This is a genomic window from Streptomyces sp. WM4235, from assembly GCF_001279725.1.
Classification (GTDB): domain Bacteria; phylum Actinomycetota; class Actinomycetes; order Streptomycetales; family Streptomycetaceae; genus Streptomyces.
The window spans coordinates 23,407-46,607 of record NZ_LGDE01000181.1; the positions used below are offsets into that span (position 1 = coordinate 23,407).

Annotated in this window: 24 protein-coding genes; 11 read left to right on the forward strand and 13 right to left on the reverse strand. The window is 72.3% G+C overall.

Annotated features, from left to right (window positions below):
• Nucleotides 1-32: 32 nt before the first annotated feature.
• Entirely contained in the window at nucleotides 33-815 is a 783-nt protein-coding gene (locus tag ADK55_RS14970; protein WP_053678915.1) for an SDR family oxidoreductase, read from the reverse strand.
• A gap of 404 nt (nucleotides 816-1,219) precedes the next feature.
• On the opposite strand from ADK55_RS14970, the gene ADK55_RS14975 reads away from it, so the two are divergent.
• On the forward strand, nucleotides 1,220-3,019 hold the full coding sequence (locus tag ADK55_RS14975; RefSeq protein ID WP_063839540.1) for a lytic murein transglycosylase: 1,800 nt from the start codon (nucleotides 1,220-1,222) through the stop codon (nucleotides 3,017-3,019).
• 196 nt (nucleotides 3,020-3,215) lie between these two features.
• On the opposite strand, the gene ADK55_RS14980 is transcribed toward ADK55_RS14975, so the two are convergent.
• The gene (locus ADK55_RS14980) at nucleotides 3,216-3,419 is read right to left on the reverse strand and encodes a cold-shock protein (protein WP_015610594.1); all 204 of its coding nucleotides are present in this window, start codon (nucleotides 3,417-3,419) and stop codon (nucleotides 3,216-3,218) included.
• Nucleotides 3,420-3,656: 237 nt separating this feature from the next.
• Here ADK55_RS14980 and ADK55_RS14985 point away from each other — a divergent pair, with 237 nt between their 5' ends.
• The 4 genes from ADK55_RS14985 to ADK55_RS15000 all read left to right on the forward strand — a co-directional run bounded on the left by ADK55_RS14985 (nucleotide 3,657) and on the right by ADK55_RS15000 (nucleotide 8,507).
• Nucleotides 3,657-4,520, forward strand: a complete 864-nt coding sequence (locus tag ADK55_RS14985; RefSeq protein WP_053678917.1) for a menaquinone biosynthetic enzyme MqnA/MqnD family protein — start codon at nucleotides 3,657-3,659, stop codon at nucleotides 4,518-4,520.
• Between the two features lie 304 nt (nucleotides 4,521-4,824).
• Nucleotides 4,825-6,543, forward strand: a complete 1,719-nt coding sequence (locus ADK55_RS14990) for a serine/threonine-protein kinase (protein WP_053678919.1) — start codon at nucleotides 4,825-4,827, stop codon at nucleotides 6,541-6,543.
• Between the two features lie 88 nt (nucleotides 6,544-6,631).
• A complete protein-coding gene (gene mqnC, locus ADK55_RS14995) occupies nucleotides 6,632-7,831 on the forward strand; it encodes a cyclic dehypoxanthinyl futalosine synthase (protein ID WP_053678921.1) in 1,200 nt (399 codons plus the stop codon).
• A gap of 13 nt (nucleotides 7,832-7,844) precedes the next feature.
• Nucleotides 7,845-8,507 (forward strand): imidazolonepropionase-like domain-containing protein, encoded by a 663-nt coding sequence (locus tag ADK55_RS15000; protein WP_053678923.1) that lies wholly within the window; start codon nucleotides 7,845-7,847, stop codon nucleotides 8,505-8,507.
• On the opposite strand, the gene ADK55_RS15005 is transcribed toward ADK55_RS15000, so the two are convergent.
• On the reverse strand, nucleotides 8,473-8,808 hold the full coding sequence (locus tag ADK55_RS15005; protein ID WP_053678925.1) for a helix-turn-helix domain-containing protein: 336 nt from the start codon (nucleotides 8,806-8,808) through the stop codon (nucleotides 8,473-8,475). The genes ADK55_RS15000 and ADK55_RS15005 overlap by 35 nt on opposite strands.
• A 44-nt stretch (nucleotides 8,809-8,852) precedes the next feature.
• Nucleotides 8,853-9,782 carry a DUF3152 domain-containing protein gene (locus ADK55_RS15010; protein WP_199826523.1) on the reverse strand — a complete coding sequence of 310 codons (930 nt, stop codon included), beginning with the start codon at nucleotides 9,780-9,782 and terminating at the stop codon, nucleotides 8,853-8,855.
• A 244-nt stretch (nucleotides 9,783-10,026) separates the two neighbouring features.
• Between ADK55_RS15010 and ADK55_RS15015 the strand changes: the two genes are divergently transcribed.
• Together ADK55_RS15015 and ADK55_RS15020 are read left to right on the forward strand one after the other, a co-directional pair.
• Nucleotides 10,027-10,719 (forward strand): demethylmenaquinone methyltransferase, encoded by a 693-nt coding sequence (locus ADK55_RS15015; RefSeq protein WP_053678928.1) that lies wholly within the window; start codon nucleotides 10,027-10,029, stop codon nucleotides 10,717-10,719.
• Between the two features lie 6 nt (nucleotides 10,720-10,725).
• Nucleotides 10,726-11,727 carry a glutaminase gene (locus ADK55_RS15020; RefSeq protein WP_078998933.1) on the forward strand — a complete coding sequence of 334 codons (1,002 nt, stop codon included), beginning with the start codon at nucleotides 10,726-10,728 and terminating at the stop codon, nucleotides 11,725-11,727.
• A 21-nt stretch (nucleotides 11,728-11,748) separates the two neighbouring features.
• Here ADK55_RS15020 and ADK55_RS15025 read toward each other — a convergent pair whose 3' ends face one another.
• Nucleotides 11,749-12,267 carry a GNAT family N-acetyltransferase gene (locus ADK55_RS15025; RefSeq protein WP_053678929.1) on the reverse strand — a complete coding sequence of 173 codons (519 nt, stop codon included), beginning with the start codon at nucleotides 12,265-12,267 and terminating at the stop codon, nucleotides 11,749-11,751.
• Between the two features lie 97 nt (nucleotides 12,268-12,364).
• On the opposite strand from ADK55_RS15025, the gene ADK55_RS15030 reads away from it, so the two are divergent.
• Nucleotides 12,365-13,648, forward strand: a complete 1,284-nt coding sequence (locus ADK55_RS15030) for a geranylgeranyl reductase family protein (RefSeq protein WP_053678931.1) — start codon at nucleotides 12,365-12,367, stop codon at nucleotides 13,646-13,648.
• A gap of 70 nt (nucleotides 13,649-13,718) precedes the next feature.
• Here ADK55_RS15030 and ADK55_RS38555 read toward each other — a convergent pair whose 3' ends face one another.
• Nucleotides 13,719-13,964, reverse strand: a complete 246-nt coding sequence (locus tag ADK55_RS38555; protein WP_159041398.1) for a hypothetical protein — start codon at nucleotides 13,962-13,964, stop codon at nucleotides 13,719-13,721.
• Between the two features lie 151 nt (nucleotides 13,965-14,115).
• Nucleotides 14,116-14,523: a hypothetical protein gene (locus ADK55_RS15035; RefSeq protein ID WP_199826524.1), complete on the reverse strand. Its 408-nt coding sequence runs from the start codon at nucleotides 14,521-14,523 to the stop codon at nucleotides 14,116-14,118.
• A gap of 185 nt (nucleotides 14,524-14,708) precedes the next feature.
• On the opposite strand from ADK55_RS15035, the gene ADK55_RS38560 reads away from it, so the two are divergent.
• On the forward strand, nucleotides 14,709-15,017 hold the full coding sequence (locus ADK55_RS38560) for a hypothetical protein (protein WP_053678933.1): 309 nt from the start codon (nucleotides 14,709-14,711) through the stop codon (nucleotides 15,015-15,017).
• Nucleotides 15,018-15,025: 8 nt separating this feature from the next.
• Here ADK55_RS38560 and ADK55_RS15045 read toward each other — a convergent pair whose 3' ends face one another.
• The 5 genes from ADK55_RS15045 to ADK55_RS15065 all read right to left on the reverse strand — a co-directional run bounded on the left by ADK55_RS15045 (nucleotide 15,026) and on the right by ADK55_RS15065 (nucleotide 19,847).
• The gene (locus tag ADK55_RS15045; RefSeq protein ID WP_053678935.1) at nucleotides 15,026-15,391 is read right to left on the reverse strand and encodes a hypothetical protein; all 366 of its coding nucleotides are present in this window, start codon (nucleotides 15,389-15,391) and stop codon (nucleotides 15,026-15,028) included.
• A gap of 46 nt (nucleotides 15,392-15,437) precedes the next feature.
• Nucleotides 15,438-16,682, reverse strand: coding sequence for an ABC transporter permease (locus ADK55_RS15050; RefSeq protein WP_053679010.1), 1,245 nt, complete (start codon nucleotides 16,680-16,682; stop codon nucleotides 15,438-15,440).
• 116 nt (nucleotides 16,683-16,798) lie between these two features.
• Nucleotides 16,799-17,566, reverse strand: a complete 768-nt coding sequence (locus ADK55_RS15055) for an ABC transporter ATP-binding protein (protein WP_078998935.1) — start codon at nucleotides 17,564-17,566, stop codon at nucleotides 16,799-16,801.
• Entirely contained in the window at nucleotides 17,563-19,365 is a 1,803-nt protein-coding gene (locus ADK55_RS15060; protein WP_063839541.1) for a peptidoglycan-binding protein, read from the reverse strand. Before ADK55_RS15060 ends, ADK55_RS15055 begins: the two co-directional genes overlap by 4 nt.
• Nucleotides 19,362-19,847, reverse strand: a complete 486-nt coding sequence (locus ADK55_RS15065; RefSeq protein ID WP_053678937.1) for a hypothetical protein — start codon at nucleotides 19,845-19,847, stop codon at nucleotides 19,362-19,364. Before ADK55_RS15065 ends, ADK55_RS15060 begins: the two co-directional genes overlap by 4 nt.
• A gap of 246 nt (nucleotides 19,848-20,093) precedes the next feature.
• On the opposite strand from ADK55_RS15065, the gene ADK55_RS15070 reads away from it, so the two are divergent.
• Nucleotides 20,094-20,501: a hypothetical protein gene (locus tag ADK55_RS15070; RefSeq protein ID WP_053678939.1), complete on the forward strand. Its 408-nt coding sequence runs from the start codon at nucleotides 20,094-20,096 to the stop codon at nucleotides 20,499-20,501.
• Nucleotides 20,502-20,529: 28 nt separating this feature from the next.
• Nucleotides 20,530-21,504 carry a hypothetical protein gene (locus tag ADK55_RS15075; RefSeq protein ID WP_053678941.1) on the forward strand — a complete coding sequence of 325 codons (975 nt, stop codon included), beginning with the start codon at nucleotides 20,530-20,532 and terminating at the stop codon, nucleotides 21,502-21,504.
• Between the two features lie 603 nt (nucleotides 21,505-22,107).
• Here ADK55_RS15075 and ADK55_RS15080 read toward each other — a convergent pair.
• Entirely contained in the window at nucleotides 22,108-22,977 is an 870-nt protein-coding gene (locus ADK55_RS15080) for a C40 family peptidase (protein ID WP_053678943.1), read from the reverse strand.
• Between the last annotated feature and the right edge of the window lie 224 nt (nucleotides 22,978-23,201).

Here is a 23,201-nt window from a genome sequence, read left to right on the forward strand (position 1 = left end):
CATACGATCCACCGATCCGGCGGTGGAGGGGGTCATCGCATCAGCTCACCGGCGTTGACCAGCAGAGACTGGCCGGTTATCGCCCGTGCCCGGTCCGATGCCAGGAACACGGCGGCGTCCGCGACGTCCCCGTCCGTCGCGAGATCGGGCAGTGCCATCCGCTCGGTGAGCCGGGCCCGCACCTCCTCCTCGGGCACCCCCTCGCCGTGCGCGGTGAACGTCACGAACGCCTGCACCGGCGGCCCCCACATCCAGCCCGGCAGCACCGTGTTGACCCGGATCCGGTACGGCCCGAGCTCCCGGGCCATCGAGTACATGGCGGAGGTCAGCGCCCCCTTGGAGGCGGCGTACGCGGCCTGCCGCACCTGCGACGGACTCGCCACCGCCGACTGCGTCCCGATGATCACGACGGAGCCGCCGGCCCGCTTCAGCGCGGGCAGGGCGGCCCGCGTCATGCGCAGGGTGCCCAACAGGTTCACGTCGAGGATCTGCTGCCAGGTCCCGAAGTCGGCGTCCTCCAGGCCACCGAAGTACGAGTCCCAGGCCGCCACGTGCACCACCGCGTCCACCCCGCCGAACCGCTCCTCGGCCAGCGCCACCAGGGCCTCGCAGCGTGCCTCGTCCGTGATGTCGGTCGGCAGGTACGCGGTGTGCGCCCCGTCCGGGTCGATCTCGGCGGCGGACTTGACCAGGTTCGCCTCGGTCCGCGCCCCCAGCACGGCGTTCCCGCCGTCCCGCACCACGGTGGCGGCCACCTGGTGCCCCAGCCCGGCCCCGACCCCCGACACGATGACGGTCTTCCCTCGCAGCAGCATGGCGTGCCCTCCAGGCCGGTGATGCCCACTCAGCAGATCTGACGGGGCGTCAGGGTAGGGCGTGGGGCCGGGGATGGGAAGGGTGGGATGGCGCCCCGGTCGCGGGGCCGCGAGCCGCCCGGGAGCGGCCGGCGCCGGCGCCCCGTGCTGCCGACCGTCATCCGAACCGGGCCAAAGGGCGAAGAGAGCGCCCACATGGGGTCATTGGGGTGTTTCGGGCAGGATCGAACGGCCCGCGCCGACCCCGCCGGCCGTCCCGACCGAACGAATGACGAAACCGAGACGAATGGTGTGTCATATCTGCCCGGCGCCCGGCGAGTCGCGTCCGAATACCTGATAGACAGAAGATTCACGGCTCGACCAGCCGCACGTTCTGACGGCCGCCTCGGGGGGATCGCCGCACTGTGAAGCCGCTTCACCGTCATGTAGTCAACACCTCACGCAAGGTCCTGTGCACGGCCGCGCTCGCGGCCAGCCTGACCACCGCCGCGGTCGTGACCAACCCGTCGACCGCCGGCGCGGGGGAATCCGAACCGACACCGGACAGTCCCCAAGCCGCCGACCGCGGCGACGCCCGGTTGGACCTGCCCGAAGACCTCGCGAACCCGCAGCCGCCCGCGACCGCGGGCGCCCCCGAGGGCGCGAGCGGCATACCGGGAACGGCCCTCGACGCCTACAAGCGCGCCGAAGTGGCCGTCGCCGCGGCGCTCCCCAACTGCAAGCTGCCCTGGCAGCTGGTGGCGGGCATAGGCCGGGTCGAGTCCGTGCACGCCTCCGGATACGGGCTCAAGTCCGACGGGTCCACCGACCGTCCGATCCGCGGGCCCCGCCTGGACGGCAACGGCTACGCCCAGATCAAGGACACCGACAAGGGCCAGTGGGACGCGGACACCGAGTACGACCGCGCGATCGGCCCGATGCAGTTCATCCCCTCGACCTGGAAGGTCTACGGCGCCGACGGCAACGGCGACGGCCAACGCGACCCCAACAACATCTACGACGCGGCGCTGGGCACCGGCCTCTACCTGTGCGCGGGCGACAAGGACCTCTCGGACCCGGCCAAGCTCGACGCCGCGCTCCTGAGCTACAACAGCTCCCGCGAGTACGTGAACGCCGTCCTCGGGTACATGCGCCAGTACCAGGAAGGCGGCGTCGCCGGGGTCCCGAACCCGCCCGTCGGCACCTACCCGACACCGCCCCCCACGGGCACCCTGCCCGTCCCGCGGCCGCCGGTCATCAGGCCCCCGGCCACCAGGCCGCCGACGGGCGGCACCCCGCAGAAGCCGCCGACGAAGCCGACGACCCCGCCCACCAAGCCGACGACCCCGCCGAACAAGCCGCCCACCAAGCCGGAGCCGCCGGTCGTGCGCCTCGCGAAGCTGTCGCTGATCGGCGAGGCGGAGCTGAAGGCCGAGGTCGGGAGCGCCTTCACCCCGACCCCGAAGGTCAAGGCGCTGCTCGCCGACGGCAAGCCGGCCGTCGGACAGCAGGTCGTGTTCGCCGTGGAACAGGACGACACCACGGGCGGCACCGTCTTCCGGGCCGCCAAGAAGAACTCCGTGGTCGTCACCACCGACGCCCAGGGCATCGCGACCGTCCCCGAGCTGACGGCCGGTCCGAAGCCGGGCACGTTCTCCTTCCGGGCCACGGCGTACGACCTGACGAGCCAGTTCACGGTCATGCTGAAGGGCACCGTCCTCGCGAAGCCCGCGGCGGACCTGCTGGTGCGCGTGGACAGCGGCGCCGACAAGCCGCTCCAGGTCGTCACCGGCACCAGTTTCAAGGGCGTGGAGCTGCTGGCCACCGCCAAGGGCAAGCCGATCGCCGGCACCAAGACCGTCGCGGGCCTGGTCGTGAAGGACAAGGCCACGGACGCGTGGGTCCCGGTGGACCCGGCGACCGCCAAGGGCCCGTACTTCAAGGGCAAGGACGGCGAGAAGCTGACCACCCTGGAGCTGGCCGCGACGGGCGCCGACGGCAGGATCGCCCTGCCGGAACTGTTCACCGACGGCGTGGCCCCGGGCACCTACCAGCTGCGCGTGCTCACCCCGGAGAAGGTCGAACTGGTCCTGACGCTCAAGGTCGACGCCGCTCCGACGGTGCCGCCCACGACGCCGACGACACCCACGACGCCGACGACACCCACGACGCCGACGACACCCGCGAACCCGACGCCCACGACCCCGACGACGGCCAAGCCGTAACGGCGGTCCGCCGGCCCGTCCGCTCCCGAACAACGCCCTGCCCCGGTCACCGTTCGACGGTCACCGGGGCAGCGGCATTCCCCCACACCGGAGAGCGGAGGGGGAAAGGCAGGAGCCCCGCCACCTCCGCTCGCACGGAGGAGGCAGGGCTCCTTGGGTACTGCTTAATCCAACCGCGATCCGGTCGGCCAGGCGACTAGGCCGGGATGACGTTCTCCGCCTGCGGGCCCTTCGGACCCTGCGTGACGTCGAAGGTGACCTGCTGGTTCTCCTCGAGGGAGCGGAAGCCAGAGGCGTTGATCGCGGAGTAGTGGACGAAGACATCCGGGCCGCCGCCGTCCTGGGCGATGAAGCCGAAGCCCTTTTCAGCGTTGAACCACTTCACGGTTCCGGTAGCCATGAGCCCTCCTATGGGCCAAAGGGTCGCCCTGCTCCAGAACCTGCTAAGAAGTCTGAAAACTACAAAAGCCTGCGGGTCACATTCTCCGCAGGCCTCGTACTGCAAGGGAAACCAAACTGCAACTTGCGTCGAGCCTAGCATGCACCCTGCGGCCGAGACCAGAGGGAAAGATCACGTCACCCGGACGTTTGAGACCCGCCCGATCGCTGACGCGGAGCCGGGGGCTAGTCTCGCGATGTGGACGTCTATCGCAGCCGGCCCCGCGTCGGCCACATCCAGTTCCTGAACTGCCTGCCCCTCTACTGGGGGCTGGCCAGAACCGGCACGCTGCTGGACCTGGAGCTGACCAAGGACACCCCCGAGAAACTGAGTGAACGGCTCGTCCGGGGCGACCTGGACATCGCTCCGATCACCCTCGTCGAGTTCCTCCGCAACGCCGACCAACTCGTCGCCTTCCCCGACCTCGCGGTCGGCTGCGACGGCCCGGTGATGTCCTGCGTGATCGTCTCGCAGGTTCCGCTCGACCGGTTGGACGGAGCCCGCGTGGCTCTCGGATCGACCTCCCGGACGTCCGTGAGGCTGGCCCAACTGCTGCTCGCCGAGCAGTACGGAGTACGGCCCGACTACTACACCTGCCCCCCTGACCTGGGGGTGATGATGCAGGAAGCCGACGCGGCGGTCCTGATCGGGGACGCCGCGCTGCGCGCCTCCCTGCACGACGCGCCCCGGCTCGGCCTCGCCGTGCACGACCTGGGTCTGATGTGGAAGGAGTGGACCGGGCTGCCGTTCGTCTTCGCCGTCTGGGCCGCGCGCAAGGACTACCTCGAACGCGAGCCCGTCGTCGTGCGCAAGGTCCACGAAGCCTTCCTCGCCTCCCGGGACGTCTCCCTGGAGGAGGTCACCAAGGTCGCCGAGCAGGCCGCCCGCTGGGAGGCGTTCGACGCCGAACTGTTGGAGCGCTACTTCACCACGCTCGACTTCCGCTTCGGGCCCGAGCAACTGGCCGGCGTCCGGGAATTCGCGCGCCGTACGGGATCGGCATCGGGGTACGCGGCCGATGTCGCGGTGGAGCTCCTGAAGGTGGCCGTACCGGAACATTGACGCGCCTTATGCCCCGGCGCGAGTTCCGCATCCCGGAAAGGGGAATGTTCCGTTTACCGGGAATTCGTTCCCCTTTCGCATTTCCGTCCGGCGGTGGAACGGCCCGAGGAACGCCCCACGGAACGGCCGACGGAACAAAGGGGCCGAGACCGGGTGCGCCGACGCATTCGGCCGGATCGAACCACCCCTCTTCGCCGTGGTGCGGTAGTACTCCGGACACGATGGAAGCTCCCCGGCCGGCGGCCGACACCCCTAAGGTGCTGGTTGACCGTCAGCGAGCCACGAACCTCGGGGAGGGGACGCGATGCAGCCGCTCGAAGCGGGCGAACCGCGGACCATCGGCGCCTACCGGCTGCTCGGACGGCTCGGTGCGGGGGGCATGGGTCGGGTCTACCTGGGGCGCAGCGCGGGCGGCCGGACCGTCGCCGTGAAGATCGTCCACCCCCACTTCGCCTCCGACGAGGAGTTCCGCGCCCGCTTCCGCCGCGAGGTCGCCGCCGCGCGTCGGGTGGGGGGCGAGTGGACCGCGCCGGTCCTGGACGCGGACCCGGAGGCCCCGGTGCCGTGGGTGGCCACCGGCTACGTCGCGGGCCCGTCGCTGGACCGGGCCGTGGCGGGGTACGGCCCGCTGCCCGAGCACTCGGTACGGGCCGTCGGGGAGGGGCTGGCCCGCGCGTTGGTGGCGGTGCACGGGCTGGGGCTCGTCCACCGGGACGTGAAGCCGTCGAACGTGATGCTCACCCTCGCGGGCGGTCCGACGGGCGGACCACGCCTGATCGACTTCGGGATCGCCCGGGCCTCGGACGGCGCCGCCGCGCTGACCGTCACCGGCGTCTCCGTCGGTTCGCCCGGCTACATGTCGCCGGAACAGATCCTCGGCAACCCCGTGACCGGGGCGGCGGACGTGTTCTCGCTGGGTGCGGTCCTGGTCTTCGCCGCGACCGGCCGGGCCCCCTTCAGCGGGGACAACTCCGCGACCCTCCTCTACAAGGTGGTCCACGAAACGCCGGACCTCGGCGGGATCGGGCCCGGACCGCTGCGGGACCTGATCGCGGCCTGCCTGGCGAAGTCGCCGGCCGCCCGACCCTCGCCGGCGGTGATCGCGGCCGCGTTGGACGGGGCCCTGGGCGTGTCGGGCTGGTTGCCGACCCCGCTGGTCGAGGAGGCGAACCGGGCCGCGGTGGCCCTGCTGGACCTGGACGAGGCGGCGCCGGAGTACCCCTCGGGCCCGGTGCCGTTCACCTCCGCCTCCTCCTACGGGGAGCAGCGGGTAGCCGCCGGGGGCGTGGCACCGGACGGCTTCCCCGGCGGCACCACCCCGTACGGGCTGCTGTACGGCGCGGAACCCGACGCGGGCGGGGCGGGGTACGGCGCCGACGGCGGCGTACCCGGGCCGCGCACCGCGCCGGACGCCGACGGGCGGCGGGTCTCCGTGCGCGCGGCCGGCCGGCGGTTCAGCTGCACCGTGGTCCTCGCCGCGGCGGCCGTGCTGGCGGTGCTGTCGGGCGGGCTGTACGGACTGGACCTGCTGCCCTGGCAGTCGGGCGCGAAGAGGGGCCTGGTGGCCGGCCCGCCGCCCTCCTCCCCGCGTACTGCGGATTCGGCCCCCGCCACGGGGCCCACCGCGAGCACGGGCGGTCCGTCCCCGTCCCCGGTAGCCCGGGACACCGTGCCGCAGGCGCTGGCCGGCACCTGGAAGGGCACGGTCACCACGGCCCGCCTGGGCGTGTCGAGCGAGTTCGAGATCACCATCAGCGGCGGCCGGATCGGGCAGGTCGTCGCCCGCGACAAGTCGGTGCTGCCCGTCCTCGGCACCGACTGCAGCGGGAACTGGAAGCTCGCCGCCGCCACCGACCGTTCGCTGGTCCTCGACACGACGGACGGCCCCAACCCGGCGCCCGGCGTGTGTTCCGACGGCTCCGCCGACGAACGCTTCACCCTCAACGCGAACGGGACCCTGCACTACCGGTCCGGCGACGCGGCGGCGGGCAACCCCGAAGGGGATCTGACCCGTCGGGGTTGACCCGCGCACCCCTGAACGGACCCGAGGACCGCCGGCGTACGCTGGATCGGTCCGGACCCTTGACACACCGCCGAAAGGTGACGCACCGGTGACCGACCAGGCCGCTCTCCAGTCTGTCCTCGACCGAGCCGCCGCAGGGGGCCGGATCACCCAGGACGAAGCGCTCGACCTCTACCGGCACGCCCCGCTGCACGCGCTCGGCCAGGCCGCCGACGCCGCGCGCCGGCTGCGCTACGCGGGTACGGAGCACATCGCGACGTACATCATCGAGCGCAACATCAACTACACCAACGTGTGCGTCACGGCGTGCAAGTTCTGCGCCTTCTACGCGGCGCCGAAGGACACCAAGAAGGGCTGGTCCCGCGGCCTCGACGACATCCTGCGCCGCTGCGCGGAGACCGTTGAGCTCGGTGGCACGCAGATCATGTTCCAGGGCGGGCACCACCCGGACTACGGCGTCGAGTACTACGAGGAACACTTCTCCGCCATCAAGAAGGCGTACCCGCAGCTGGTCATCCACTCCCTCGGCGCGTCCGAGGTCGAGCACATGGCCCGCATCTCGGGCGTCTCGGCGGAGGAGGCCATCCAGCGCATCCACGCGGCCGGCCTCGACTCCTTCGCGGGCGCCGGCGCCGAACTGTTGCCGGCCCGGCCGCGCAAGGCCATCGCCCCGCTCAAGGAGTCCGGCGAGCGCTGGCTGGAGATCATGGAGATCGCCCACAAGCTGGGTGTCGAGTCCACCTCCACCATGCTGATGGGCACGGGCGAGACCAACGCCGAGCGCATCGAGCACATCGCGATGATCCGCGACACGCAGGACCGCACCGGCGGCTTCCGCGCCTTCATCCCGTACACGTACCAGCCCGAGAACAACCACCTCAAGGGCCGGACCCAGGCGACCATCTTCGAGTACCTGCGCATGATCGCCATCGCGCGGCTCTTCCTCGACAACATCGCCCACATCCAGGGCTCCTGGCTGACGGTCGGCAAGGAAGCGGGCCAACTGTCCCTGCACTACGGCGCGGACGACCTCGGCTCGATCATGCTGGAGGAGAACGTGGTCTCCTCGGCCGGTGCCAAGCACCGCTCGAACCGCATGGAGATCATCGAGCTGATCCGCAAGGCGGGCCGCACGCCGGCGCAGCGCGCGACGACGTACGAGCACCTCGTCGTGCACGACGACCCGGCGAACGACCCGGTCGACGACCGCGTCGTCTCCCACATCTCCTCCACCGCCATCGAGGGCGGCACCGCGCACCCCGAGCTGAAGCTCATCTCCTCGAACTGACGCCGCCGAACCCATGCTGACGCTGCACACCGCCGACCTCCTCGTCGCCGGACCGGGTTCGACCCCGCTCCCCGGCGGCGCGGTGCTCGTCGAGGGCGACCGGATCGCCGGGGTGGGCCCGTACGAGGAGCTCGCCGCGGCGCATCCGCACGCCCGGGTCCGGCGCTGGCCCGGGGTGTTGACCCCGGGGCTGCTGGTGCGCGGCGCGGACGAGTTGCTGGAGCGCACGTACTACCCGGACGATCCGTACGAGGTCCCCGAACTCGGTGCCGACCCGATCGGCGGGCAGGCCCTGGCCGCTCTCACGATGACCGAGTCCCGGTGGGGCAACAGCGCCCGGCGCGGGACGCAGAGACTCCTGGCGCGCGGGGTGGTGGCGGTGACCGGCCGGTTCACGATCCCGTCGGTGCGGACCGCGGTGGTGCGGTCGGGTCTGGCGGTCCTGCCGCCGGCGGCGCGCTCCCAAGGGTCGCGGGGGGCGGAGCGGGAAGCCTCCCTGGACCCGTTCGCCGGGCGGGACGCGGCCGAACAGGCCTTCCACGGAGCCCTGGAGCCCGACGCCCCGGCCCGATTCGCGGTGTTCGCGGCGGCCGACCCGGCGGAACTGCTCACCCTGGGCGCGACGAGCTGTGTGGCCACGGTCATCGGGGGACGGCTGCTGCACCGCCGTCGCTGACGTCCCCGGACACGGTGTCGTCGGGCACGTCGTCGTCGAGCCGGCCGCCCTCGCGGGCGAGGGCGGCCAGCAGGCAGACCTGGAGGCGACTCACCCCGCCGAGCTTGTTCCGGATGTTCAGCACGTGGAACTTGACGGTGCTGACGGACAGTTGCAGCGTCGCGGCCAGCTCCGCGTTCGAGGCGCCGGTGGCCAGCCACAGGAACACCGCCGACTCCTGGTCGGTGAGGTGGACCCGCGGCGGCGCCTGCGGGGCGTGGGAGGGGAACCACGACGGGACGCTGAAGCTGACGCTGCGCACGGTTTCCACCCCTTGCCCCCCGGCCGACGCGCTCGGCCCCCTGTCTAAGGGACGTTCGGGCCGGCCAGGTAGGTTCCGGCGGCGTCGAACGGCCAGGCGTTGGCCTTGCAGCCGAGCAGGCCCTTGATCTGTTGCATCATCGCGGGCGCCTGCTTGCCGGGGCCCGGGCAGGTCTCGTGCTCGCGGCCGAGTTCGTGGCCCACCTCGTGGTTGACGATCAGTGCCCGGTACTCCTCGACGGGGCCGTCGAACTGGGGCGACCCCTCCTGCCAGCGCTTGAGGTTCACCACGACGGTGTGACCGGCGCGACAGTTGGTCTCGCCGATCAGCTCGGGCGTGACGACCTCGCACAGCCGGTCGGTGGTGGTGGGGGTGGCGATCTTCACGGTGAAGTCCACCGGTTGGCCGGGGCCGACGAGCCGGAACCCGTACGCGGGATCACGGGTCCAGCCGCGCGGGTCCCCGAGGATCGCCTCGACGGACCTGGCCGCGGCCTCCGGGTCGACTCCGCTGCCCTGCTCGACCTCGGCCCGCCAGCGCAGCGCGCGCCCCTTGCCCTGCGGCGAGCCGGAGGCGGTGGACGCGGCGAAGACCCCGGGCCCGGTGGCCGGAACGGACGGGGACGGCTTCGCCGGGGGCGAGCCCTTCGGCGTGCCCTTGGCCTCGGGCTTCGGCGAGGCCGCCGGGGAGGAGGCCGGCGGCTTGGTCCGCCCGCCGTCCGGGGCCGGCTCGGAGCCGCCGTCGGGCGTGGGTCCGCCCGCTTCGGCCTCCCGGGTGGGGGCGGACGCGGCCGATCGGTCGTCCGCGACCGCGGCGGTCCCGTCCTGCGGGCGCAGGGTGTAGGCGGTCACACAGGCGACGGCGATTGCCGCGGAGCCGATGAGGGTACGGTGCAGTCGTCGCCGCCGTTCGGCGGCTCGGCGCAGGGCGCGCACGTCACCGCGGGAACGTCTGGTCGGATGGCCTTCCGGCATGCAGGAGCTTTCTGTTCGCGTGGTCCACGTCGTCCACGAGCGGGCATTTCATGCGCTTCGTCGACGAACATGGCTTTTGTCCGACCCGTTTCGAGTCACACGCGCACCAGTCAAAGCCGATCCGGCCATCACGCGTAACTGTCCTTCGGGTCAGTTGTGCCCCCGGCGGGTGGCGCCGGGTCCGCCTGCGAGAATGGCAGCCAGACCCGCATCGCACCGCATCGCACCCGAGGGGCCCACGCCAGTGACCAGCGCTTCCCTGGACAAGCAGCCGCACGAAGTCGCCTCCATGTTCGACGGGCTGGCGGCGAACTACGACCTCGTCAACGACGTGCTCTCCCTCGGTCAGGCCCGCCTGTGGCGCAAGGAGGTCGCCAAGGCCGTCGGCGCCCGCCCCGGACACACGATCCTCGACCTGGCCGCCGGAACCGCGACCTCCTCGCTGCCCTTCGCCGCGACCGGCGCGTACGTCGTCCCCTGCGACTTCTCGCTCGGCATGCTCCAGGAGGGCAAGAAGCGGCACTCCTGGCTGCCGCTGACCGCCGGCGACGCGACGAAGCTGCCGTTCAAGGACGACACCTTCGACACCGTGACGATCTCCTTCGGGCTGCGCAACGTCCAGGACACCGACACCGCCCTGCGCGAGCTGTACCGCGTCACGAAGCCCGGCGGCCAGGTCGTCATCTGCGAGTTCTCGCAGCCCACCTGGGCGCCGTTCCGGACGGTCTACACCGAGTACCTGATGCGCGCCCTCCCGCCGGTGGCCCGCGCCATGTCACCCAACCCCGACGCGTACGTGTACCTCGCCGAGTCCATCCGCGCCTGGCCCGACCAGCCGGAACTCGCCGCGCTCCTGCAGAAGGCCGGCTGGTCCAAGGTCGCGTGGCGCAACCTCAGCGGCGGCATCGTGGCCCTGCACCGCGGCGTCAAGGCGTAGGACGCGATGCCCGCCGCGCCCGTCGACGACGCGCCCCCGGGCGCCGCGCCCTCCGGCCCCGCGTTCCTCGGCCCGGAACCCTCCGAGACCGTGCGCTTCGACTACCAGGGACTGCTGGAGCGGATCGCGGCCGACATCGCGCCGGTGATCGGCCGCGGCACCCCGGCCGAGTACATCCCGGCGCTGGCGTCCGTGGACCCGGCACAGTTCGGGATGGCCGTCGTCGACCTCGAAGGCAACGCGTACGGGGTGGGGGACTGGCAGGTCCCCTTCTCCACCCAGTCCATCACCAAGGTCTTCGCGCTCGCCCTGGCCCTCGCGGAGGGCGGCGACAGCCTGTGGGAACGGGTCGGCCGGGAACCCTCCGGCAACCCGTTCAACTCGCTCGTACAGCTGGAGTACGAGAACGGCATCCCCCGCAACCCGTTCATCAACGCGGGCGCCCTCGTCGTCACCGACCGGCTCCAGACCCTGACGGGCGACGCGAGCAGCGAACTCCTGCAGTTCCTGCGGGACGAGAGCGAGAACCCGGCCATAGGGTTCGACGCCGAAGTGGCCGCCTCCGAGCAGGCGCACGGCGACCGCAACGCGGCCGTCGCCCACTTCATGGCCTCCTACGGCAACATCGACAACCCCGTACCTGCCCTGCTGGAGCACTACTTCTGGCAGTGCTCCATCGAGATGACCTGCGCCGACCTGGCCCGCGCCGGACGCGTACTGGCCCGGCACGGGCTGCGCGCCGACGGCACGCGCCTGCTGACGCGCAGCGAGGCCAAGCAGATCAACGCGGTGATGCTGACCTGCGGCACCTACGACGCGGCAGGCGAGTTCGCCTACCGCGTCGGCCTGCCCGGCAAGAGCGGGGTGGGCGGCGGGATCGTCGCCGTCGTCCCCGGCCGGTGCTCGATCGCGGTGTGGAGCCCGGGGCTCGACGCCCAGGGGAACTCGGTCGCGGGTGTGGCGGCCCTCGACCGCTTCACGACGCTGACCGGCCTGTCGGTCTTCTGACCGGCGGATCCGGGCCGGCGTCTACAGCGACAGCGCGTAGCGGCGGGCCGGGTTCCCGTCCGGCATCGTGGACTCCTCGTCCAGGTCCATCCCGAGCCGCTCCGCGACCGCCACCGAACGCACGTTCCGGGCGTCGATCATCGCCACCACGCGCGGCACGCCGGCCGCCCGTACCCGCTCCAGCGTGGCCAGCGCGGACGCGTACGCGTACCCACGGCCCCAGGCGGAGCGCCCCAGCCGCCAGCCGATCTCGATCTCCCCGACCGGCCCCCACTCCTTCTCGGCGGGCCACGGCTGCGCACCGGTGAAACCGATCACGGCGCCCTCCTCGTCCAGCAGGGTCCACAGGCAGTAGCCGAGCCGGGCGTCGTGCAACCGCTGGCGGGCGGTGAACTCCTCGTACATGGACAGCTCGGCGGGGCCACCGAGGAACTCCATCACCTCCGTGTCGGCGAAGACCTGGTGCCAGGCACGGGCGTCCTCGTCGATGGGCACGCGCAACTGCACGGTGGGAAGCGGCCGGGCGGGCGAGGTGGTCATCGGAGGCACCCTTCGGATCGTGATCTCTCTCGCTGCATAGACTGCACGTGTCCGGTGCCGTTGGGCACCCTTTATCGAGCCTTCGGGAGACCCCGCAGTGACCGAGCCCCTCTCCGAACACTCCGCGGACGTGATCGTCGTCGGGGCCGGGCCCGCCGGCTCGACCACCGCGTACTACCTCGCCAAGGCCGGATTGGACGTCCTGCTCCTGGAGAAGACCTCCTTCCCCCGCGAGAAGGTCTGCGGCGACGGCCTGACCCCGCGCGCCACCAAGCAACTGGTCGCCATGGGCATCGACGTCTCCGAGGAGGCCGGCTGGCTCCGCAACAAGGGCCTGCGGATCATCGGCGGCGGGCAGCGGCTCCAGTTGGACTGGCCGGAACTCGCCTCCTTCCCGGACTACGGACTCGTCCGCAAGCGCGACGACTTCGACGAGACCCTGGCCCGCCAGGCCCAGAAGGCGGGCGCCCGCCTCTACGAGCGCTGCAACGTCGGCGAACCCGTCCGCGACCCGCGCACCGGCCACATCACCGGCGTGCAGGCGAAGCTCGGCGAGGAGAAGACCCCCGTCACCTTCAGCGCCCCGCTGGTCGTCGCGGCCGACGGAAACTCCTCGCGGATCTCCCTCGCGATGGGCCTGCACCGCCGCGAGGACCGCCCGATGGGCGTCGCCGTCCGTACGTACTTCACCTCGCCCCGTCACGACGACGACTACCTGGAGTCCTGGCTGGAGCTGTGGGACCGGCGCGGCGCGCAGGACCGGCTGCTGCCCGGCTACGGCTGGATCTTCGGCATGGGCGACGGCACGTCCAACGTCGGCCTGGGCATCCTCAACTCCTCCTCCGCGTTCAAGGAGCTGGACTGGCGCGAGGTCCTCAAGGCCTGGTGCGCGTCCATGCCGGAGGACTGGGGCTACACCCCCGAGAACATGACGCAGCCGATCCGCGGCGCGGCCCTGCCGATGGCCTTCAACCGCCAACCCCACTACACCAAGGGCCTGCTGCTCGTCGGCGACGCCGGCGGTCTCGTCAACCCGTTCAACGGCGAGGGCATCGCCTACGCGATGGAGTCCGGCCAGATCGCCGCCGAGGTCATCGTCCAGGCACACGCCCGCGCCACCCCGGCCCAGCGCGAACTGGCCCTGCACAACTACCCGAAGGTCCTCAAGGAGACGTACGGCGGCTACTACACGCTGGGCCGCGCCTTCGTGAAGCTGATCGGCAACCCGAAGGTCATGAAGATCGCCGCACAGCGCGGTCTGACCCACCCGGTGCTGATGCGCTTCACGCTCAAGATGCTGGCCAACCTGACCGACCCCACGGGCGGCGACGCGATGGACCGCGTCATCAACGGCCTCTCGAAGGTGGCGCCGAAGGCCTGATCGCGACGGGCCGGGCCGCTCGTCGGCTAGTCGAGCGGCCCGGCCCGTGGAGTGATCTTGAGGTGCCTACTCACCACTCCAGTTCCGCCTGCCGCCGCGCTTCCGCGGAGACGAGGCCGAACGCCATGCGGTCGGCAGCCACTACCTCACGGAGCCTCTGTGCGGCGAGCCGCTCCTCCAGGGCTTCGGCCACGACGAAGGGGGAGCCGCTCTTGCCGGTGCGCTCCTCGACTTCCTCGATCAACGATTGCGCCGGCGACACGGATCTCCTGCCTGCCCGCCCGGCGGCCTGGTGGTGGGCTCCATGGCTGCTCATACCTGAAACGTAATACCGCCGGTAGGGAATCTCCTGGTCGATCTCCACCTCGGTGGAACCAAGGTGGCCCCGAAGGCCCGATCATTCAGCCGAGTTGGCGGGACAGCCGCTGAACCGCAGGCGGCGCGCGAGCGGGGCGTTGTCCACGGCGTCAGATGGGGAGCGTCCAGCTTGGCCCGTGCGGCAGGTCGAGCCAGACCTTCTGTGCGTCTGACGTGATCGTCATTCCGAAGGCGGACAGGTGTGGCGAGCCGTGGCTCCGCCACTGCATGAGCGCGTCCTCGATGGTGCTCCACAGGTCGAGCGGACCGCGCCGGACGACGGTCCAGCCCTTCCCGTCGGCCGCCGGTCGCGTTCGGGCCTGCGAACCAGTGGCCACGTCGAGCAGGATCTGTTCGTTCCCCATGCCGAGGCGCTCGGCCGAGGGTGCGGCGAGCTGTCCGACGAATCGACCGGTCCAGTCGTCGAGCAGGGCGGGGTCGATCCGGCTCGGCCGCTCTTCCCCGGGCAGTAGCTCGAACGGTCCGTGCGGCGGCCGGTCATGGGGGCGAGCGATCATGAATGAGGTGTATCCGGGCAGGAAGCGGCCTTCCGCGACTCCGTTCGCCTCGACCGTGAGGCGAACGAGCCCGTGCGCGACGCCCCAGCCGGACAGGGTGACGAGCAGCGTCCCCCCGGTGTCGATCTGCCGGAGCAGGCCGTAGGAGAGAAGGGGACGGGGACCGGTGAGCAGCTGATCAGGCTTTGGTCCTGGCGCCAGTCGAGGTGATCGCCGTCGGTGTCGATCCGGCTCGCGAAGACCTCTTCCCCGACGGCGGCGAGCCGAATACCGAGGCCCGAGTGTTCGTGTGCGTCATGGATGACGAGGCCGGCAACCCGCTGCCCGCGGAACTCCCCGAGATGTCGACCACCGGCCAGAGCGGGCGAGGGCTGCGGCTGATCGCCGAGTACGCCGAAGGCTGGGACGTGATCCAGGGGAACGGGCCGCACAAGACGGTGTGGTTCAGCCTGGCGGTCGAGAACCGGGTGGGAACGAGCGAGGCGAGCAGGTGACCCTCGGGTCAGTCCGCGGGCGGGCGGGCGGGGGCGTGCGCCGAGCGGGCCGGTCCGGCGGGGGAGCCTCCGCTCCGGGCCGGGGTGGTCCGGTCGGGGTGGCCGTCCGCGCACCCGTCCTCGTACGGAGCGCTGTGCACGGTCCGCACGCAGCGGGCCAACAGCACCACCCCGCACACCAGCAGGGCGACCGAGGCCGTCCAACCGAGCCCGAGCGTGACGGGGTGCCCCGGCTTCGCCCAGGGGCGGGCGGTGGTCAGCAACCAGCCACCGACCGCGAGCAGGGCCAGACCCGCGGCGGCGGGCAACGCGGTGGGGTCCCCGGTGCCGCGGTCGGCGACCTCGGCGTTCTCGGCGGGCCGTCGGGTGAGCACGGGACCACCACCTCCAGGGTCGTTGACGGTCGGGCGAGCGCCCCGACTATCTTCGCAGGGCCTCGGCCGGTTCGATACGGGCCGCCCGCCAGGCCGGGTAGAGCCCGGCCGACAAGCCGGTGAGGAGCCCGGTGAGCGGGGCGGCCGCGACGGTGGCGGGATGGATCACCGGAGTCCAGTCGCGGGCCAGCGAGACGGCGACCACCGTCAGTTCGCCCAACGACGTGCCGACCAGCCCGCCGAGCGTGCCCAGGGTCGCGGACTCGGTGAGGAACTGGGCCGCTATGTGCCGCCCCCGGGCGCCCAGCGCACGGCGCAGCCCGATCTCCGACGTCCGCTCCAGCACCGCGACGAGCGTGGTGTTGGCGATGCCGACCGCGCCGATGACCAGACAGATCCCGGCGAGCAGCAGGAACAGGGCGCTCAGGTCGGAGGTCACGCCGGACCGCAGCAGCCGGGGGTCCGGGGGCGGTACGGCCTTCAGGTACTCGGGGTGGTCGGGCCGCAGCGCGAGCGGGGCGAGCTCCGCGGCCTGCCGGGCGGCGCCCAGCTCGGTGTCGAGGAGCATGGTGGCGCCGCCGGGCTCGGGCGGCCCCCACAACTCCCGGGCGGTGGCCCGGGGCACGAGGACGGAGAGCAGGTTCTCCGGCTTGCGTTCCACGTCGGCGATGACGCCCGCCACGGTGAACGGCTCCTCGCCGATGTAGAGCGCGGGGCGGGTCGTCAGGGTGGTGATGCCGAGGCGTTCGGCGACCCCGCTGCCGATGAGCACGACACGCTGCCGGCTCCGCTCGGCGAACTCGTCGTAGAGCCGGCCCTCCCGGAGGGTGGGCACCAGGGCGGCGACGGCCCCCGGGGAGGCGGCGACGACCGCGGTGCCGGTGGTGGTGCCCGTGGTGGTGGTGCCGCCGGCGGCGGCGGGCAGGACGCCGATCGTCGTGCCCGGATCGAGCCGTACGGTCCACAGCGTTCCGGCGTTGCGGATGCCCGCGACGTCGCGCAGCCGCTCCTCCGCGTCGGCGGGGAAACCGGAGCCGGCGAACTCGTTCACCTCGGGGGCGACGTCCTCGATGGTCACCTCGGTGGCGGTGAGCACGTTGAACCGGCCGTCGATCTGCGAGGAGATGGTGGCGGTCAGGCCGAGGACGGCCACGAAACTGCCGACGCCGAGCACGGTTCCCAACGCGGTGAGGACGGCCCGCCCGGGGCGGCGCAGCATGCCGGCGAGCGCTTCGGACAGGGCGTCCCGGGCGGCCAGCCCGGTCGGCTCGATGCGCGCACGGTCACCGATCTCCGCGCCGTTGTGCGTGCCTGTGCCTGTGCCGTGGTGCGTGTTCGCGCCGTCGTGCGTGTCCGCGCCGTGTCCCGTGGCCGCACCGTCGTGTGTGTTCGTGCCGTCGCGCCTGGTCACGGGCTCACCCGCTCGCGCAGCCGGCCGTCGCGGACGGTGACGGTCCGCCGGCCGCGTGCCGCGACCTCGGCGTCGTGCGTGATCACCATGACGGTCATCCCCGCCGCGTGCAGCTCGTCCAGCAGCGCCAGTACGGAGGCGGCGTTGGCGGAGTCGAGGTTGCCGGTGGGTTCGTCGCACAGCAGCAGCGAGGGCCGCCCGACGAGTGCCCGGGCGATGGCCACGCGCTGGCGCTCGCCGCCGGAGAGCCGACCGGGGACGGCCGCCGCCCGGTGGCCCAGGCCGACCTGGTCGAGTGCGGCGCGGGCCCGGGTGAGGCGCTGCGCGCGCGGGACGGAGGTGTAGAGCATGGCGAGGGAGACGTTCTCCAGGGCGCTGCGGTGGGGCAGCAGGTGGAAGGACTGGAACACGAACCCGATGCGGCGGCCGCGCAGGGCGGTGCGGGCGTGGTCGGGCAGCCGCCCGGTGTCGATCCCGTCGAGGAGGTAGCGGCCGGAGGTGGGGGAGTCCAGGAGTCCCGCCACGTTGAGGAAGGTGGACTTCCCCGAGCCGGAGGGGCCGACGATGGTGACGAACTCGCCGCGCCGCACCGTCAGGTCGCAGGACTTGAGCGCCTCGACGGGCGGCGGCCCCGGGTAGGTGAGGGCCACCGCGCGGAACTCGATGACGGGGGCGTCGGGGCGGTCGGCGACGTCGGGGGTGCCCGGGACGGGATCGTCGGAGGCGCCGCCGGACCGTCGGCGGGCGCGCGGGAGGAACCTCACTCGGCCGGCCTTCGCGGCGACCCGGTGCCCTTCGGGTCCCGACCGCCTTGGCCGTCCCGACCGCCCTGCCCGTTCCCGCCGTCCTGCCCGTTCCCGCCGTCCTTGGGGGCGGCCCCGATGACGACCTTGGCGCCGGCGGTGAGCGCGCCGGCCCGCACCGGGGTCACCGCCACGTAGCCGTCGCCGCTGGTGCCCACCCGGACCTCGATGCGCCGCGGCGTGCCGTCGCCGCCCACGGCGGTGACGACCGTGCCCCCGTCCGCGGTGGCGGAGACCGCGGTGACGGGAACCACGAGGGCCTGCCCGTCGGTCGAGGCGGACTCGATGGTCAGTCGTACGTCCTGACCGGCGAGAGCGGGGGGCAGCGGTCGGTCCGCGCGGACGACCATGCGGAAGCCGAGATCGCCGCCCTTGCCCGCGGCGTCGCCCTGGCCGCCCTGCCCGGGCTGCTGCCCGCCCGCCGGCCGGCCGGTCGAGCGTTCGCCGGCGACCAGCGCGACCTTGCCCCGGGCATCGAGCCCCGTGGCCTCGGAGGCGATCACCACGCTCATGCCGGCGCGCAGGAGCTGCTTCTTGTCGTCCTTCAGGTACGTCTCGACGACGAGTTCACCGGCGGACAGGGTGAGCACCGGCCCGGAGACGGGGCCGCCCACCCGGCCGGCGATCCCGCTGACCCGGGCGGGGAAGGAGCCGAGGATCACGGTCTCGGAGGCGGGGAGCATCGGCCCGTCGGCGGCCTCGACCGATGCCAGCTCGGCGCGGGCGTCGGCGAGGGCCTGCCGGGCGCGCGCGAGGGCCCGACCGGAGTCACCCTCGCCGCCGCCGCTCTTGCCGGCCGTCCTACCGACACCGGTCGTCTCGCCGTCACCGGCGCCGGAGGCGGGGCCGGCCGAGGGGCTGCCGGTGGCCGGCGTGCCGGAACGTCCCCCGGCCCCGGCCCCGTTCCCGGCCCCGGCCCCGTTCCCGGCACCGGCCCCGGTCCCGGCGTCGGCCGAGGCGTCCTCGACGGCCCACTGCGCCGTCCGTACGGCCTGCCGCGCGGCCTTGACCGCCTCGCCGCCGTCCGCCACGGCGGGCAGCGGGTCGTACCCGATGGCCCGGTAGCGGGCGGTGAGCGCGGCCTTCGTACCGGCTCCGAACACGCCCTTCGCGTCGGCGCCGGTCCCGTGTCCGAGCGCGCGCAGCGCCTGCTGGAGCTGGGCGACGTCGTCGCCGGTGGAACCCGGCCTGAGGTCGCGGTAGACGGGCAGGGTCCCCTTCAGGGCGAACACCGGACGCCCGGAGACCTCCGCCAACAGTTGCCCGGCGGCGACCGCGTCCCCGGCCTTGAGCGGCAGCTTCGTGACGACGGCCGCTGCCGCGCCCTCGCCGGCGCGCGGCTGGGGGGCCACGTCGACGCTCTGGTCGGCCACGACCGTCCCGCGCGTCACCACGGTCCGCGCGAGCACCCGCTGCTCGACCTCGGCGGTCAACAACCCCTGCGCGGGCGGCCCGGTCTCCGCCGCGACCTGCGCGGGCGATTTCACCAGCACGGTGGCCAACAGCCCACCGACCGCCACGAGCGCGGCTCCGGCGACGACGCCGAGGACCACCCGGCGCCCCCGACCGAGCGCCCCGGAGCCGAGCGCCCCGGAGCCGAGCGCCCCGGAGTCAGGTGCGTCCTGCGCGGCGTCGGCCGTGCCGGCCGACCCGTCCCCGCCCGGGTCCCGCGCGTCCCCGTCGCCCGGTTCCACCACATCCCCGCCCGGTTCCACCCCGTCCCCGCCCGGTTCCACCGCGACGTCCCCCGGTTCGTTCACCCGCCGAGCACGCCGTTGCCGCCGGAGCCCTTGTCGGGGCGGCACTTGCGGGTCGCCTCGGCGTGCTTCGTCCGCAGTTCGGCCGTCTGCTCAGGGGTCACGGCCCGAGGGTCGTACGTACCCGTCGCCGGGTCCGGGTCCGGGTACCAGGAGACGCCCTCGGCCCGCAGGCACCTGGCCTCCTCGCGGGCGGCGGCCAGCACCTCGGGGTCGACCTTCGTGACGGGCGTCTGCTTCGGGGCCTTGCTCTCGCAGGCCTTCTCGGCGGCGGCGAGGTTGTCGTGCGGCTTGTCCTTGTCCACCCGGGGTGTACCCGAGTCGAGGAGGACGATCGGCACGCCGTGTTCCTTGAGGCAGTCGTAGTAGGCGACCTCCTCCCGGCTGGGCGGCGGGCTGTCGCTCGCGGAGGGTTCCTTCCCGCCGGAGCACGCACCGAGCACGAGAGCCAGGGCGAGGACGGTGACGGGCACGTACTTGCGCATATGGGCGCTTCCCTCGGGGTGCGGACGTGGATGAGGGCGCCGCAGAGCGATATGACGTGCGAACGCAATTCGCGATCATAGAGAGGGGCCTGCGGACACACAAGTTCCGTTTGATGAACGCTTTTTGACAGTCCGTTGGCTGGGATATCGGCTTGTGCCCGGAACCGCTCTGCACTTGAATCCCGCTGGGCGTCGCGCTGTTGGCGTCGAGATCATTTTGTTGTTCCCACAGTGAGGAATGTGCAAATGAACAAGAACAAGCGCGTCCTGCGTCTCGCGCTCGCCCCGGTGGCCGTCGCCGGCGCCCTGCTCGTGTCGACGGCCTCACCCGCTTCCGCGTGGGTGCACGACGGGTACCTGGAGCAGTTCGAGTTCGGGCTGTACTGGGACTCCGGCCAGAGAGGGTGCGTCTTCGACAGCAACAACGACGACGACAACCTGAACAACGACACGTTCCACGGCCCCTCGGGCTGCGGCGGCCTCGGCAAGGGCGTGAACGACAACACGTACTCGTACAAGAGCCTGGACATCAAGGGCCGCCACGTCTACACCAACAGCAACTACGGCGGGATCCAGGGCTCCGTCCCCGCCGGTCACACCGGCGACGCGTCCAGCAACTTCAAGAACTCGATCAGCTCCCTTCGCTGGTACTGAGCCGCTCGCACCCCCGGAGGAACCGCTGATGCACCACGCCCGGCGCCGCCGGACCCTCGCCGCCGCCCTCCTGACGGCCACGGCCGTCCTGGTGGGCGGTTGCGCGGGCGACGACGGGGCGAAGGGCAAGGGCGCCCGCGAACCCGCGCTCGGCCCCGTCGCCGCGAACCCCGCCGGCTCCGCCCTCTCCCTCCCCCTGGACGCCTACACGGACTCGGACGCCGAAGCCCGGCGGATGGAGGCGGTGCAGAACCGGCTCATCGCCCTGTGCATGGCCCGGTACGGATTCGCCTACGAGCCGCCGGCGAGCCGGGCCGACACCGGGGGAGGGGCCGAACAGGGCCGCCACGGCGCCCTGTTCGGGGTCGCCGATCCCGCGCAGGCGGCGGCCCGCGGCTATGCCGACGCCTCCGGGGCGGGGGACTCGGCCAAGCCGGCCCCGCCGCAACTCACCGAGAGCGCGACCGCGGTGCTGTTCGGTACCCGGCAGGGCGAGACGACCCCCTCCGGGCCGGACCCGAGGACCCAGGAGGAGGCCGAACGGACCGACAGCGGGATCGAGGCCGGCGGGCAGCGGGTGCCGGCCGGCGGCTGCCTGCGCGAGGGGTACCGCAAGCTGTACGCGCCCACCAAGGACAGCGTCGACCTGCTCTTCTCCTTCGGCCTCGCCTCCGAGGCGCACACCCGCTCCCAGAAGGACTCCCGGGTGGTCGCCGTCCTGAAGGACTGGTCCGCGTGCATGGAGGAGGCCGGATACGACGGTGTCGGCACTCCGTACGAGGTCGTCGAGAAGCTGGGCCTGGAGGCGGACAAGGCCGGCCCCAAGGCGGTCGCCGTCGCCGGCGAGGACGTCGCCTGCAAGCGCGAGGTGAACCTGGTGGGCGTGTGGGCGGCCGTCGAGACCGCCTACCAGCAAGGGCTCGTGGAGGAGAACGCGGAGACGCTCGCGCTCTACAGGAAACAGCGCGACGCCCGATTCAAACTGGCGGCCTCACTCGCCTGACCCGCCACGCCACGACACGACCCCGGCCTTCGCGGCCGGGGCCGTGTGCGTCGTGACGGGTATTCCGCACGGAATCGCGCATTCCCGCGTCGGGAAGCGAGCACGGAAAAGCGGACGGGAAACCCGGCGGGAGTCGAGGGTGCCGTCCGCCGGCGCACCCGCAATTTCGGCCAGGGGAACGTGAAATCGACCCGATGGCGGCGGCTTCTGTTCCCCGATCGGGCCCGGGCACGCGAAAGGACGGGCACGAAAAGGGACGCGGGCACGAAAAGGGACGCGGGCACGAAAAAGGACGCGGCATGCGAAACGTCGCGGACAGGCGAAGAGGCGCGGGCATCCCAAACGACGCGGGCATCCCAAACGACGCGGGCATGCGGAAGGGCCGGTACTCCACCCCCGAGCGGGGGAGTACCGGCCCTTTCCGCGCACGCGCGGTCAGCCGCGGGGTGTCCGAGGGTGCCTGAAGGCTCCTCAGGGCGTCCGAGAGCGGTTCGGACGACCCGGAGGGTCCCACACAAGGCCCCAGGCACCTCTGGACGCCCGGGAAGGCTTCAGAGACGGCGACGGCTCAAGAGGCAGCGACAACTCAAGAGACGCGACGACTCAGAGGACGCGGACGGCGCCCGTCGGCATGTCGTAGCTCAGGTTGCGCTCGACGACACCGGTGCTGGGGTTCTGCGCACCGACGAACTTGCCGCCGCCGACGTAGATGGCGACGTGGTACGCGCTGCCCTTGGCACCCCAGTACAGGATGTCGCCCGGCTGGAGGTTGCTCAGCGACACCGAGGTGCCGGCCGTGGACTGCGCCTGCGACACACGGTCGAGGGTGATCCCGGCCTGGCGGTACGCGGCCTGGACGAGACCGGAGCAGTCGTACGCGGAGGAGCCGGTGGCGCCACTGACGTACGCCTTGCCGACCTGCGCGCGGGCGAAGTCGACGATGGCCGCGGCGGAGCCGGTGGCCGGCCTCGACGTGCTGCCGCCCTCGTCGGAGTCGCCACCCGAGTTGTGTCCGGGGGAGAAGGAATCGTCGTCCGAGGCGGAGGCGTTCGCCAGCGAGGAGCGGGCGGAGCTGCGGTTGGCGCGGTCGGCCTCGGCCTTGCGCGCCTGCTCCTCCTTGGCCTTCTTCTCGGCGTCGGCCTTCTGCTGGGCGTCTTCCTTCGCCTGCTTCGCCTCGGCGGCGGCGCCCGTGCGGGCGTGCTCCTCCTGGACGTTCAGCTCGCCTTCGACGGCGGCGGCGCGGGTGTTCTCGGCGGCCGTGGTGACGGCCGTCGCGACATCGGCGCTCAGGTCCAGGTCGAGGACGGGCATTTCGAGCGTCGTCTCGGCCACGGGCTCTGACGGGGACGCGCTCGCGGTGCCGGCCATGGCGAGGGTGCTGAGGACGCCACCGGCGATGCCGGCGCGGACCGCGAGCTTGGAGGCGCTGCGGCGGGGCTTCCGGTGGCTGGGTGTGTGAGCGGTGTGGGACATGGGACTAACCGCTATCAGGGGGCGGCCGGTCGCTTCAAGAAACGTGGTGTGCGCCACAGTTGTGCGCGAAGGCCGCGAACCGGACGCGTCGCGGCCGTTATTGACGCGGTAACGGGCGAAACGGACACACCCTCACAAGCCTGTGATCATGGGGTTTCCGCGATAAGTCCCAATTGATCCGGCGCCTACCATTCCGCCGGACAGTTGGCCAAGCCCTCTTTCGG

Excerpts from the sequence above, each read along its gene's own strand:
- ADK55_RS14970 (WP_053678915.1), bottom strand. The coding sequence starts at position 815 with ATGCTGCTGCGAGGGAAGACCGTCATCGTGTCGGGGGTCGGGGCCGGG.
- ADK55_RS14980 (WP_015610594.1), bottom strand. The coding sequence starts at position 3,419 with ATGGCTACCGGAACCGTGAAGTGGTTCAACGCTGAAAAGGGCTTCGGC.
- ADK55_RS14990 (WP_053678919.1), top strand. The coding sequence starts at position 4,825 with ATGCAGCCGCTCGAAGCGGGCGAACCGCGGACCATCGGCGCCTACCGG.
- ADK55_RS15000 (WP_053678923.1), top strand. The coding sequence starts at position 7,845 with ATGCTGACGCTGCACACCGCCGACCTCCTCGTCGCCGGACCGGGTTCG.
- ADK55_RS15010 (WP_199826523.1), bottom strand. The coding sequence starts at position 9,782 with ATGCCGGAAGGCCATCCGACCAGACGTTCCCGCGGTGACGTGCGCGCC.
- ADK55_RS15020 (WP_078998933.1), top strand. The coding sequence starts at position 10,726 with ATGCCCGCCGCGCCCGTCGACGACGCGCCCCCGGGCGCCGCGCCCTCC.
- ADK55_RS15025 (WP_053678929.1), bottom strand. The coding sequence starts at position 12,267 with ATGACCACCTCGCCCGCCCGGCCGCTTCCCACCGTGCAGTTGCGCGTG.
- ADK55_RS38555 (WP_159041398.1), bottom strand. The coding sequence starts at position 13,964 with ATGAGCAGCCATGGAGCCCACCACCAGGCCGCCGGGCGGGCAGGCAGG.
- ADK55_RS15035 (WP_199826524.1), bottom strand. The coding sequence starts at position 14,523 with ATGATCGCTCGCCCCCATGACCGGCCGCCGCACGGACCGTTCGAGCTA.
- ADK55_RS15065 (WP_053678937.1), bottom strand. The coding sequence starts at position 19,847 with ATGCGCAAGTACGTGCCCGTCACCGTCCTCGCCCTGGCTCTCGTGCTC.
- ADK55_RS15070 (WP_053678939.1), top strand. The coding sequence starts at position 20,094 with ATGAACAAGAACAAGCGCGTCCTGCGTCTCGCGCTCGCCCCGGTGGCC.
- ADK55_RS15075 (WP_053678941.1), top strand. The coding sequence starts at position 20,530 with ATGCACCACGCCCGGCGCCGCCGGACCCTCGCCGCCGCCCTCCTGACG.
- ADK55_RS15080 (WP_053678943.1), bottom strand. The coding sequence starts at position 22,977 with ATGTCCCACACCGCTCACACACCCAGCCACCGGAAGCCCCGCCGCAGC.